Origin of the sequence: Dyella amyloliquefaciens (assembly GCF_004296575.1) — a bacterium.
Classification (GTDB): Bacteria; Pseudomonadota; Gammaproteobacteria; order Xanthomonadales; family Rhodanobacteraceae; genus Dyella; species Dyella amyloliquefaciens.
Genome location: NZ_SAYT01000009.1, coordinates 106847 through 119414, shown reverse-complemented (window position 1 = coordinate 119414; position 12568 = coordinate 106847). Strand labels below are relative to the sequence as shown.

General features: G+C 63.9%; 14 protein-coding genes. 5 read left to right on the top strand and 9 right to left on the bottom strand.

Going from position 1 to position 12568, the window contains the following annotated elements; translation table 11 throughout:
- Positions 1-6: 6 nt before the first annotated feature.
- The 5 genes from EPB08_RS19860 to EPB08_RS19840 all read left to right on the top strand — a co-directional run bounded on the left by EPB08_RS19860 (position 7) and on the right by EPB08_RS19840 (position 4909).
- Entirely contained in the window at positions 7-729 is a 723-nt protein-coding gene (locus EPB08_RS19860) for an SDR family oxidoreductase (protein ID WP_130620860.1), read from the top strand.
- A gap of 176 nt (positions 730-905) precedes the next feature.
- Positions 906-1856 (top strand): TolB-like translocation protein, encoded by a 951-nt coding sequence (locus tag EPB08_RS19855; protein WP_130620859.1) that lies wholly within the window; start codon positions 906-908, stop codon positions 1854-1856.
- A 94-nt stretch (positions 1857-1950) separates the two neighbouring features.
- Positions 1951-3042 (top strand): sensor histidine kinase, encoded by a 1092-nt coding sequence (locus EPB08_RS19850; RefSeq protein WP_229238428.1) that lies wholly within the window; start codon positions 1951-1953, stop codon positions 3040-3042.
- Complete coding sequence (locus tag EPB08_RS19845; RefSeq protein WP_130620858.1) at positions 3039-3794, top strand: LytR/AlgR family response regulator transcription factor; 756 nt, start codon at positions 3039-3041, stop codon at positions 3792-3794. The genes EPB08_RS19850 and EPB08_RS19845 overlap by 4 nt, the downstream gene beginning before the upstream one ends.
- A 137-nt stretch (positions 3795-3931) precedes the next feature.
- Positions 3932-4909, top strand: a complete 978-nt coding sequence (locus EPB08_RS19840; protein ID WP_130620857.1) for a TolB family protein — start codon at positions 3932-3934, stop codon at positions 4907-4909.
- A gap of 49 nt (positions 4910-4958) precedes the next feature.
- On the opposite strand, the gene EPB08_RS19835 is transcribed toward EPB08_RS19840, so the two are convergent.
- From EPB08_RS19835 to EPB08_RS19795, 9 genes are all read right to left on the bottom strand, one after another.
- Positions 4959-5636, bottom strand: coding sequence for an alpha/beta hydrolase family protein (locus EPB08_RS19835; RefSeq protein ID WP_165418552.1), 678 nt, complete (start codon positions 5634-5636; stop codon positions 4959-4961).
- A gap of 426 nt (positions 5637-6062) precedes the next feature.
- Positions 6063-8204, bottom strand: a complete 2142-nt coding sequence (locus tag EPB08_RS19830) for a phosphocholine-specific phospholipase C (protein WP_205746416.1) — start codon at positions 8202-8204, stop codon at positions 6063-6065.
- A 589-nt stretch (positions 8205-8793) separates the two neighbouring features.
- The gene (locus tag EPB08_RS19825) at positions 8794-9252 is read right to left on the bottom strand and encodes a GNAT family N-acetyltransferase (protein ID WP_130620855.1); all 459 of its coding nucleotides are present in this window, start codon (positions 9250-9252) and stop codon (positions 8794-8796) included.
- The gene (locus EPB08_RS19820) at positions 9252-10322 is read right to left on the bottom strand and encodes an AI-2E family transporter (RefSeq protein WP_205746415.1); all 1071 of its coding nucleotides are present in this window, start codon (positions 10320-10322) and stop codon (positions 9252-9254) included. Before EPB08_RS19820 ends, EPB08_RS19825 begins: the two co-directional genes overlap by 1 nt.
- Before the next feature lie 83 nt (positions 10323-10405).
- Positions 10406-10696, bottom strand: coding sequence for a hypothetical protein (locus EPB08_RS19815; protein ID WP_130620853.1), 291 nt, complete (start codon positions 10694-10696; stop codon positions 10406-10408).
- The gene (locus EPB08_RS19810) at positions 10693-11160 is read right to left on the bottom strand and encodes an ABC transporter ATP-binding protein (protein ID WP_130620852.1); all 468 of its coding nucleotides are present in this window, start codon (positions 11158-11160) and stop codon (positions 10693-10695) included. Before EPB08_RS19810 ends, EPB08_RS19815 begins: the two co-directional genes overlap by 4 nt.
- Before the next feature lie 18 nt (positions 11161-11178).
- Entirely contained in the window at positions 11179-11550 is a 372-nt protein-coding gene (locus tag EPB08_RS19805; RefSeq protein WP_130620851.1) for an ElaB/YgaM/YqjD family protein, read from the bottom strand.
- An 84-nt stretch (positions 11551-11634) separates the two neighbouring features.
- Positions 11635-11790, bottom strand: a complete 156-nt coding sequence (locus EPB08_RS19800; RefSeq protein WP_114240942.1) for a DUF1328 domain-containing protein — start codon at positions 11788-11790, stop codon at positions 11635-11637.
- Between the two features lie 118 nt (positions 11791-11908).
- On the bottom strand, positions 11909-12529 hold the full coding sequence (locus tag EPB08_RS19795) for a YbhB/YbcL family Raf kinase inhibitor-like protein (RefSeq protein ID WP_130620850.1): 621 nt from the start codon (positions 12527-12529) through the stop codon (positions 11909-11911).
- Positions 12530-12568: the final 39 nt, after the last annotated feature.

The window sequence follows — 12568 nt, the reverse complement described above, 5'->3', positions numbered from 1 at the left end:
CGCCGCATGGGGGCGGCCGAACCGGAGCCGTCGCAGCGCATTGCGCTGGTAAGCGGCGCCAACCGTGGCCTTGGCTACGAGGTGTCGCGGCAGCTCGCGGCGCAAGGTGTCACCGTGCTGATGGGCGCACGGAAGCCGTTGCTCGGCGAGAAGGCCGCGCGACAACTGCGGCGTGAAGGCGGCACGGTTATTCCGGTGAAGCTCGATGTGACCTCAGTAGAGGATGTCCGCGAGCTCGGCGCGCGCATCGATGGCGAATACGGCCGGCTCGACATCCTGATCAACAACGCCGGTGCATATTTCGACATCGACGATGACCCGTCGTCTGTGAACCTGGATCTCGTGCGACAGGCACTGGAGACCAACCTGATCGGCGCCTGGCAACTCACTGAGGCCATGCTGCCGCTGATGCAGCGCCACGGTTACGGTCGCATCGTCAACGTCTCCAGCGGCTGCGGCGCCATCGAAAGCGAAGGTAGCGCCTGCCCTGCCTATCGGGTCTCCAAGTCCGCACTCAACAGCCATACGCGCATGCTTGCCACGGAACTGGCCGGCAGCGGCATCCTGGTGAACGCGGTATGCCCCGGCTGGGTTGCCACGGATATGGGCGGTCACGGTGGGCGTCCGGTAACCGAAGGTGCCGCTGGCATCGTATGGGCCGCGATGTTGCCCACGCGGCCGGCCGTTCATGGCGGCTTCTTCCGCGATCGTCAGCGCATCGACTGGTGAGCCACCTGCGAATACAGGCGCTACGTGTCGCGTACGCCTGACGCCGCTGGCCCACGCTGGCATGCCGCTCATGGACGCCAGCGCACCGCTCGTCACAGAAGCGGCGACTGGCGTTGGCTGGTGTCCTAGCTTGATGCGCTGCCCGCTTTTGCCGCGGATCGCCAGGAGACAACACCATGTGGCAACAAATGATCTGCGTCGTGCTGGTTCTGGTTTCGCCACTGATCACGTCCCTGCCCACCTCGTCCGACGCCCCGGCGCTATTCGCCCCGGGCGATCACGCCGACGCGGTGTCGCCCGCATTCACGCCGGACGGCAACACCGTGTACTTCATGCGCGGCAGTGATCAGGGCGCTTCCGTGATGGCCTCTCACCGCGTGAACGGGCAATGGTCGGCACCCGTCGTGGCTGCCTTCTCCGGCCACTGGCGCGACGGCGACCCGAGCATGGCGCCTGACGGTTCCTTCCTCGTGTTCTCTTCCAACCGCCCGGCCACCAAGGACGGGCAGCCCATCGACGCGGTGCGCAACGGCAAGGTGTTCAAGGGCCAGGGCATGAATCTGTGGCGCGTGGACCGCAAGGAAGACGGCTGGGACGAGCCCATGCGTCTTCCTGACGTGGTGAACACATGCAACAGCACGTTCGCGCCCAGCATCGCGCAGGATGGCAGCATCTATTACATCGGCTGCGCGCCGGATGGCGTCGTGCGCCCTCTACGCACCACTTACGAGAAAGGTAGCTACCAGAAACCCTACGTGGTGGCGGTCGGCGACAAGAACGCGAAGATCCGCGACGTCGCCATCGCACCGGACCGCTCCTTCATGGTCTTCAGCATCAAGGTGGACCCCGAGCAACCCTATCGCCTGGCCATCGCATTTCACACCGCGCAGAACTGGACCACGCCACAAGACCTGGGCGACGTGGTGAATGGCGGCACGCACAACATGGGCTCGCAGCTGGGATGCGACCATCGCACGCTGTATTACTCCAGCGACCGCCGCCTGCCTGGTCAGGACGCGAACGGCGCCAATACTGACGATCACATCTGGCGCATCTCGCTCACCCCGTGGCTCGAGGCACATGGCCAGGCCGAGCCCGCTACGCCGTCGCACTGCACGGTCGGATGACCCCGCAGGCACGCCTTCAGGCACTGTCGTCGCGCTGGCCGCCACCCCACACTGCAGCGGTTCGCTGCTGCGGCCGGCGCCGGGGAGGCTCCACGTGTCCAAGTTGATGACCGTGCCACGCTTGAAGACCCAGGGACTGGTCCTGGCGTTCTGGACGCTGCTGGCCACGTCTTACACCGTCAGCGCCATCCTTTCCTCGATCAGCGAGGGCATGCCGGTGATCTGGTATCGCCCGCTGGCATGGAACTTCACCAACTTCTACCTGTGGATGCTGCTGACGCCCGTGGTGGCATCGCTGGGCCGACGCACCGCCAACCATGGTTGGGGCCGCTTCTTCGCCATCCACCTGCCGGCAAGCGCACTGCTGGCGACGGTGCAGGTGCTGGTGATGCAATCGATCTACTGGTGGCTGTGCGGGCCTCCGACATCCCAGCCGCAGCTCACCCTCGGCGCATTCATGCGCATGCAGTTCGCCTACAACTTCCACCTGGCCTGGGTGACCTACGGCGTGCTGCTGGTGGTGCTGCGCGCGATCGACTCGCAGCGCCGCCTGCGCGACGAGCGCCTGCGCAGCTCGCAGCTGGAGACGCAACTGGTGCAATCGCAGCTGCAGACGTTGCGCGTGCAGCTGCAGCCGCACTTCCTGTTCAACACGCTCAACGCCATCTCGGCCCTGGCGCTCGCCGATCCCGTGCAGGCGCGACAGATGATCGCGCGACTCAGTGACTTCCTGCGGCTCACCCTGGAAGAGCGCCACGCGCAGCAGGTGCCGCTATCGCGCGAGATGGAGTTCCTGCAGTGCTACCTCGGCATCCAGCAGGTGCGCTTCCAGGATCGCCTCACCACGCACCTGGACGTCGCCACCGATACGGTGCGCGCGCTGGTGCCGAACATGATCCTGCAGCCGCTGGTGGAAAATGCGCTGCGCCACGGCCTGCTCGACAAGACCGAGCGCGGCACGCTGCACATCGTCACCCGTCGCGACGGCGATTCGCTGCTGCTGCGTGTCGACGACGATGGCATCGGCTTGCCACCCGACGGTCCGCGCGACGGCCTCGGCCTTGGCAATACGCGTACGCGACTGGACATGCTGTTCGGCAGCGAAGCCACGCTGGAACTGCAATCGCGAGCTCACGGTGGGACACGCGTGGAAATGCGCTTCCCCTATCGCGAGTGCGTGGCATGAACGCGCCGGCGATCCGCACGCTGCTGATCGACGATGAAGTGCTGGCGCGACTTGCGATCAGGCAGGCACTGGCCTCGCATGCGGACGTGGAGATCGTGGGCGAGTGCGGCAACGCCATCGAAGCCCAGCAGGCGATACGCGCGCTGGAGCCGGACCTGCTATTCCTCGATATCCGCATGCCGGGCATGGACGGCTTCAAGCTGCTGCATAGCCTGAAACCCGACACCTTGCCGATGGTCGTGTTCGCCACCGCGTTCGGCCAGCACGCCTTGCGCGCGTTCGACGCCAATGCACTGGACTACGTGCTCAAGCCCATCGACCAGGAGCGCTTCGACCAGGCCATGGTTCGGGTAAGGCAGCATTGGCGCGGGCTTCAGGCTGTGCCCCGGGTCGCCGCACCGGCCCCGGTGGCCAACCCCTATCTGCAGCGGCTGAGCGTGCAGCAGGGCGAGCATATCCGTGTCATTCCGGTGGCCGACATCGACTGGTTCCGCGCGGATGGCAACTATGTGCATATCCGCGTCGGTGCTGCCTCCTACCTGCATCGCGAATCGCTGCGCCATCTGCTCGGCACGCTCGACCCGACGCGCTTCCTGCGCATCCATCGCGGCATCGTGGTCAACGTGGAACGCATCCGCGAGGTGCACCCGCTGTTCCAGGGCAACGCCGAAGTGGTGCTGCAGGATGGTACGCGGCTCAACCTCAGCCGGCGCTTCCGCGCGCAGGCGCGCGGCGTGCTCGGCATGGCCTGACCGTCGGGCCGTTCGCACGCTGCACCCGACCGCTCGTCACCCACGCCCGACCGCCAGTCACATAGTGGCTGCACCACCTGCCCGCCTGCTCGATGCTTTCCGCAGATTTCATCCCTCTGCAGGAAAAGGAGCGCCACATGCAGTTCAAGCCATTCGCCCTCGCCCTATCGGTCTTCATGGCCACGCACGTCCCCAGTGCCAGCGCCGGAGAGCTTGTCGGCCCGAGCGTCATTTCCACGGGTCTGCAGGAAACATCTGCCGCGTTGAGCCCGGACGGCAACACGCTGTACTTCATGCGCTCGGATTTCGCTGAGAAGGACGACACCATCCTTGTGTCCCATCGCCGCGACGGACATTGGTCGGCACCCGAGGTAGTGTCGTTCTCCGGCCGGTGGCATGACTCGGAACCTGCGCTGTCTCCCGATGGCAAGCGCCTGTACTTCGTCTCCAACCGGCCGCCGCATCCGGGCGATGCGCCGGTGACAGCGGAAATGAACGGTCAACACTTCGCCGGCACGCATCTCTGGTACGTCGAACAGCAGCCGGATGGCCATTGGGGCCAGCCCGTGCACGTCGAGGGCGCACACAACGACGGCGCCATGATCTACAACCCGTCGGTGGCAGCCAACGGCGACGTCTACTTCTCCGCCCATCGCGGCGATTCGGGCAAGGCGTACCAGATCTATGTGGCACACCGCACGCCGAGCGGCTACGCCCCGCCGGAGCGCGTGGACCTGGGCGACATCGAGCACAACCGCATGGATCCGGGCGTGGATCCGCAACAGCGCTTCCTGGTTTACGCCGGCAACGAAGGCGACTCGTTGGGTAGCGCGGACATCTACATCGCTTTCCGCGAAAAGGATGGCCACTGGGGCAAGCCCATCCATCTGCCCGGCGAGGTCAACAGTCCCTCGCTGGAGAACGCGCCATCGGTGGGGCGCCATTTCGGCGAGCTGTATGTCTCCAGCAATCGGCAGGTCGAGATGCAGTTTCCCAAGATGCACGACGACGCGGCTTCGCTCCAGCGCCGGCTGGAATCACCGCTCAACGGCTCACGTAACCTCTGGCTGTTCGATATCAGCGACATCTTGAAGGCACACGGTATCGATCACTGATCGCGACGTTCCAGCCCCAGGCGTTGGCCTGATGCTCGTTCATCGCTCGCTAGCGAGCGGTGAACCACTCTGCCACCGCCTTGCGCACGTCGGCGAGCGACTGCGGGTCAGCGGCCCATTGATGCGACATGCCCTGGAGCTGCGTGAACTGCAGTCGTTTCGCGTGATCCCGATACAGGGGTTTCAGGCGCTCTTCGAGATCGTCCGCCGCGTGTGCATCGATGACGGAATCATCGGCGCCCCGCAGGAAGAGCAGCGCCGGTGGTGGCGTGCCTCTGGCGATCTCCATCACGTGGTTTGCGGCATCGGTTTCCTGTGCCAGCTCACGCGACGCAGGCGACCACGCGTACTTCTTGCCGGTTGCCTGCTCAAAGGCCTGCACCGATGCGGTCAGTCCGGTGGATGCATTGATAAGCACGGCCGAGTCGACGGGCCACTTGCGTTGTGCCAGGGCGTAAAGCGTAGCCGCACCGCCGGCCGAGAAACCCACCAGCCCGACGGCTTCACCTCGCCGCAGGCAACCCTGCTGCTGCAGGGCCCGTGCAACGCCGGACAATTCATCGCCCGCACCGACGACGACCGGTTTGAAGACCTCTAGTCCTACGTCCTCCGCCTGGCGGCGTGCGAGTTCCTTCATGCCGCCGGCGGGAGCCCGCTCTCCGAACAAGGGTAGACCGAGATACACCTTCACCGCGGGCACATCATCGAGCGGCAACGCCTCCATCATGGCCGCCTCGCTCGCCGGTGGTCCGAAGCCATGCCAGAGAAGAATGGGCGGCCTGCTCACATGTGCGGGTATGCGAACGATCGCGGGAACGCCGGCCAAGGTTGTTCGCCGGGTTTCCGCCCTGCCAGGGTCGGATGAGGGAGCGCAGAGTCGCGATGCATCGCCTGCCGATGCCACGGTCATAGGCATCAAACCCACAAGAAGCATCAGGAGCATCGCGAAGCTCGCGACCCAGGCTTTCGTTCGTACCAACATGAGTGGCGCGACTCGCATCGAATGACCTGCCTTGGAACGACGTCGGCCCGACGCTACAACGCCTTGCGGTACACCACAAATCCCGACTTCTCGGCCATCTTGTCGTAAAGCTGCATCGCGACGGTGCTGTTGAGGTACGGCTCGCCCCCAATCGCGAGACACGCAGCCTCCTTACCCTGCCGCTGCAGGGTCACTGATCGACGCCTGGCCCGTCTCCATCCGACCGGCGAATCGGTATTCAAATCCTTCAACCCGCGCGGTGAAGTCATACCAGTTCCCATGTTGACCTACGGCCCATTGCAGCCGCTGTTCGTCTCTGGACTCGACCAAGAGCTGCCACTCTCCACCGTCCATGTAAGCATTGGGAACCACCTTGACCACAAGCTTTTCTGCGCTGCCGTTGCGTACGCATAAGAGGAGTCGCTCATTGACCTCGTCATAAGCCACCTCCATGTCCAGGTCACGGCGCTTTGCGGCTCTCAGGTTGCCATGGAATGAGCGGAAGAAGCCGTTCGGTCCATGAATATCCAGTTCGAATCGTCCTTCGTCTTCAGCGGTTGGCTGCCAGTAATCGTCTTCGAGAGACGCACCGGCGGTAACCGTGTAGCGCCTGGGCAGGCGATCGAGATGACGTCGATCGTAGACATGAAACACTGCGCCCTGTGAGCCGGTATTGCCAAACTTCAGCACTAGGCGGTCTTCGGCGGTCCGCGCGCTTACGTGCAAGGCATAGGGCAATGCGTGTGATTTGCGGGTACCCGGCTCCTGGTAAAGCGGTTGGGGCGTCTTTGGCGCAACGGCCATGGGTAACTTTTTCGAGCGACTTTCGATGTCCGCATAGTCCTTCATGTTAGGTAGCGCGATGCGTTCAGAGTCGTTTGGCGTGAGGAAGTCGAACGCAGAGGTCAAGTCGCCGCTGACCGCCCGGTGCCAGGGGCTGATCGCATCAATCCGGATACCGAAACGCTTCTCCAGGAACATGCCAACCGAGGTGTGATCAAACACCTGGGAGTTGACCCAGCCACCACGGCTCCAAGGTGAAATCACGTACAGGGGGACCCGCGGACCCATGCCCCAGGGTCGAAGTTCGCGATAGTCCTTGTCCTCCGGCAACAGATATCTGCCTTCGCCTCCGGAGAAGTACATGCCATTGACGTCGATCGTCGATTTGCCAGCCAGCACACCATTGGCGTCGTATGACGGAACAGCCGGAGGCGGCACATGGTCAAAGAAACCATCGTTCTCGTCGAATGCTAGAAAGAGCGCAGTCTTACTCCAAACCTCAGGATTCGAGGTGAGTGCCTGCAGCACCTGTTCGACGAAGTTGCCGCCCTGCGCTGCGCTTGACGGTGCGCCCGGATGTTCAGACTTGAGCGGCGACGGCAGAATCCACGACACAGAGGGTAGTGTGTCCGCGGATACATCCTTCTTCAGGTCGTCGACGGAGTAATTCGTCATGCCCCTGTCGTAGTAGGGAGAACCTGGTTTCGCGTCGCGAAAAGCACGAAATGCCAGTCCGCCGTGCATCAGGCCGCTCCAATTGTCGTTTGGATCCTGATAGACCTTCCAGCTCACACCCGCCTCTTCGAGAAGCTCTGGAATACTCCGCCAAGGCAAAGGAGGTCCGTTGTACGCGTAACCAGGCATGGGCATGCTCCCGGAAACGCTGGTGCGTAGGTTTATCACCTCGGCCGAACGGTCATCGCTGTTGAGTCCATTACGACGCAAGTCAGGGTCGCTATTGGTACCTGACCAGAACATGATGCGATTTGGTCCTGTCGCCGCCTGCAGCGAACAGTGATAGGCGTCGCAGAGCGTGAATGCATCCGCCAGGGCGTACTGGAATGGAGCCTCCATCCGTGTGTAGTAACCCATTGAAGCGTCCGTCTTGAATTTCGGCCATGCGCTCAGGCGGCCTTGTTCCCAAGCGGCTTGTGCGTCGGGAAACGTATGCGGCATCGACGCGACCAATGCCGCGTTCATGACGCTCCCGTCCAGTCTGAACGGCAATACCTCCTTCTCACCGTTCCACTGATGCCATACCGGTCTGCCACGGCTCGTTGGAATGGGAAATCGGTCTTTGAAGCCACGCACGCCCCTCAACGCACCAAAGTAGTGGTCGAAGGACCGATTTTCCTGCATGAGGATCACGACATGCTGGACATCTTCGATGGTGCCGGTTCGAACGTTGGCGCCAATGGTAAGTGCATGGCGGAGAGTAGACGGTAGTGCCGCGAATCCCGCAGTTGCGGCGGTCAGGCCGCCCATCATCTTGATGAAGTCACGCCGTTTCATCTCGTCGCCCAGCTCCATGGTTGTTGCAATCTCCATCCATCATCGGCGGTCCACTTAACCAGCCGGTGACAATGGCGCAACCATCGACGGCGTCCTGGGTGCAGCGGCTGCCTTGCTGGCGTTCGAATGCGAAAAGCGCTGTTCATTCGGCCGAGTCGAAGACAATACGACTGATCACTTGCACAAGACTGACGACTGACTCGGCTACGCCACCACCCATTGGGCGGTAGATCTGAGTTCGCATACGCCGTTTTGACCAATAAGCGACTGTTTCCTTGCACAGCAGCCCGTCCAGCGTGAGGAGCCTCTCGGCCGGTGGCTGTCCCCGTTGCTTGTCTTGCTTGAATGAGGCTGGAGATGGACTAGGTCGGGCCGCTGCTCGCGACGCCTGACAGCGCGCGCCTAGATCGGTTTGCCATCAAGGAAGTCGTGCCTTGTGGGGTAATGAACCGACCTGTTGTTGCCTGGTGCACGCGCGCGTATGCCTGACAGTCGGCGGCCCATGGGTGCGATACGCCCTGCAGCTACCCCCTGGGTTACCTGCAATCCGATCGCAACGCTGCGACTCGCATCGAATGACCTGCCTTGGAACGACGTCGGTTCGACGCTACAACGGCTTGCGGTACACCACAAATCCCGACTTCTCGGCCACCTTGTCGTACAGCTGCATCGCGGTTGCGTTGCTCTCGTGGGTCTGCCAGTACACGCGCGAGGCGCCGGCCAGTCGTGCGCGTTCGTACACGGCCTCGATCAACGCACGCCCCACGCCCATCCCGCGTGCGGCTTGCACCGTGTACAGATCCTGCAGGTAACAGCTGTTTCCGATGCTGGTGGTGCTGCGGTGGTACAGGTAGTGCGTGAGGCCTAGCAATTGACCATCACGTTCCGCCACCAGCGCATGCACCGGTTCACCCGGATCGAAGAAGCGCGCCCAGGTGGAAAGCGTGATGGCCTCGGGCAAGGCGGTCTCCCCGCTGCGTCCATAGAAGGCGTTGTAGCCATCCCACAGCGGTTTCCATACCTCGAAATCGTCGGCGGTAATGTCGCGTACCACCAACGCGGTCATCAGCGCTGCACCATCAGCGCGAACCAGCGCCACCCACGCACGCGCTCGGCCACGAGCTTGGCGCTGGTAAGCATCGGCACCGCCAGCAACGCGCCGGGAATGCCCCACAACCAGCCCCAGATCAGCAGCCACAGCAGGATGGCGATCGGGCTCAGGCGCATGCGGCGCCCCTGGATCATCGGCGTGATGAGGTTGCCTTCGAAAGCGGTGATACCCGCGAAGGTCAGTGCCGGCAGCAGGGCGGAACCCGCATCATTGAAGTTGATCAGGCCGACCAGCGCGAGCACCGTGGTGGTGGTGATCGCGCCCACGTAGGGAATGAAGTTGGCCAGCATGGCCACCGCACCCCACAGCAGCGGATCGGGCATGTGATAGAGCCACAGCATGCCTGCGGTGATCGTACCCAGCATGAGGTTGATCAGGAACGTGGTGAGGATGTAGCGCGACACCTCGGTCTGGATGCTGCGCACGACCGATACCGCATGCCGCTTGTAGCTGAAGCTGGGTGCTGCCTCCACCAGGCGGCGCAACAGGTGGTCGCCGTAGACGAGGAAGAAGAACACCAGCAGCACCACCGTCAGCACGGCCGCGAGCACCTTGGGCGTGGTGGCGACCACGTCCCACGCATTGATGGCGAGCGAGGCCTGGTTGGGTGCCGGCGCACGCGACCCCTGCACCGCCACCAGGCTCTGCGTAGCGCGGCTGGCAGCTTCCAGCGGCTGCATGAAGGCCTTCATCTTGGGCACGAAGCTGCGGATCGCCGCCGGTGCCTCATGGAACCAGCCCAGTGCGGGCTGCGTGAGCATGCTCAACCCCGAGCCGATGCCGGCGATCAGGCCGATCATCAACACGCTTGCGCACAGCCAGCGCGGCAGTCCGAGGCGGGCGCCGCTCGCTACGATGGGATTGAGCGCGAGGCCGATGAAGGCCGCCAGCACCAGTGGGATCAGCAAAGCCTTGGTGATCGTGACGGTGTAAGCCAGCGCCAGCACCAGCAACAGGTTCAGTGTGATGCGGATGCCGCGCAGGTGGCGGCGTGCGCTGCGCGCGCGCATCAACCGATGCGCCATGAGGCGCGGCTCGTGTGGCGGGGATGCTTCTATGCGCGCCGCGTCACCGGAAGTGGCGGGCGTGCCGGAGGACGGATGCGCGTTCATGAGAAGTCGAAGTTGTCCTGCGCAAACTCGGCCAGCAGCCGCGTCGCTTGCCCGACCAGTTCGGCGGCGGTGCCGCTGAGCAGGGCGCCCAGGCCAGGCACGCGCAGCGGATGCACGTTGAGCTCTCCCAGCACAAAGCCCGCACCGGCGGCCATGCCGACCGTGGTCAGCGGGTAGCGTCGCCCGCGCGACAGCAGGGCCTGCGCCGGCACGGCCAGCTCGTGGCGTGCCTGCTGCGAACGTGCTTGCGCGTTACGTACGGCCTGCAGCTGCTTGAAGAGGCTCATGGCGCATCCTCCGGGCGGGACTCACCCTGCGAATCGGGACGATGCAGGACCTCATGCATCATCGCATTCCATTCGCCTCGCGTCGCGGGCAGGGACATCCAGTGCATGCAGCGCCGGAACAACACGATGGCGCCGGACAGGAAAGCCAGCTCCAGGAACGCCAGCGCGACCAGTGCCCAGGTCCATGAACCGAACCATTGGGCCAGCAGCCAGCCGGCCAACCCCAGCAGGGTGATGCCCAGGCCGACGGCCGCCACGGTAGCGACCAGCGCGGCGGCCAGCAGCCAGTGGACGGCGCTGCGCGCCAGGCCAAGTTCTGCCGCCAGCAGTCTCAGCTGGGCCCCGAACAAAGTGTGGAGGGCGCGGCCAAGCCGCCCCAGATCATCCAGCAGACCGGGCGGCGGTGGCGGCGCCGGTGTTTCCTCGGGTGCCGCAGGTGCACTGCCGCTATCGGTCTGACTCATCCCTCGCCCTCGCCGCTATCAGCGACGAAGTATGCGACCAAGCAGCCAACCGGCGCCAAGCGCGATGGCCACGGACTGTACAGGCTTCTCACGCACATACTCGCGCGCCCGGTCCAGCCACTCATCGGCGCGGTCGACCGCGTCGTCATACGCATCGCGCCCGCGCTGGCGGTATTCGTCGGCCTTGTCGCTGGCACGCGTAGCGGCGCCGGCGGCCTTGTCCGTCGCGCGATGCAAGCTTTCCTCAACATGGTCAGCAGCGCGCTCCACCGCTTCCTTGGTGCTCGATACCGCACTGGAGGTGGCCTGCTTGATGCGCTCGGCACGATCTTCAATGCGTTCGGCGGCGGTGCCGCCGCTTTCCTCGTGCGCCTGGACCTGCTTGTTCATGACGTTCTCCGGTGAGGCGGTAATGCAATGTCACCAGACTGGCATCGAGCGTATCGGGGCCGGCGAGCCCCGATACGCCGTCGATCAGCTGGCGCGGCGAAAGAAGGCAATCACGGCAAGGATCAGGAAGATGATGAACAGGATCTTCGCAATGCCGGCGGCCGTGCCGGCAATACCCGTGAAGCCGAACAAGGCGGCGATGATGGCAATGACCAGAAATACCAGGGCGTAATGCAGCATGGTGCTTTCCTCTAGACAGGGGCAATACTTCGCCCCGCGGTCATTCACCCACAGCGCATGCCTTGTGAGCGTGAAAATCAACGACAGCTTCGGCCGCGTTGGTTCCCGTTCACGCTGTTCAGGCCAGTGCGGGATTGAGTGTATACGTGCCCATCAGCTCCGTTTCGGCCAGCACGTGGCCGTCCATCGCGGCCCTCAGCTCCGCCACGGTGAAGCCGTCGGCGAGCTTCAGGTGCTCCACATCCAGCGCGTACAGGCGGAAGTGATAGTGGTGCACCAGTGAATCGTTCCATGGCGGGCACGGGCCGTCATAGCCCAGGTATTCGCCCTTCATGTCCGCGTCACCGGCGAACCAGCCGGTGTAGTCATTGATGCCCTGCACGCTGCCGGGTGGGCCGTAGGGCGCGCGCTTGCCGCGCGCGACGATGCCGTCGCTGCACGCGCCTTCGGCCAGCTCGCCGCACTCCACCGGGATATTGGCCATCAGCCAGTGCACGAACTCCACGCGCGGAAGGTCGGCCGGCACGGTGCGGCCCTCCTTGTTCACGTCATCGGGCTTGCTGGGCACGTCGAAGTCGATGCAGGTGAGCACGAACGAACGCGTGGCGAGCGGCGCTTCCTTCCATGCCAGGTGCGGGCTCAGGTTGTCCGAGAGCGCCACCGGCTGCCCGATCCGGCAGAACGCGTTGGCCGGCGGGATCGGTTGCCCATGAGTGAAATTGTCGCTGCGCAGTTGCACGGTGGTTCTCCTGCAGATGTTTCGTAAGGTCACATGCCG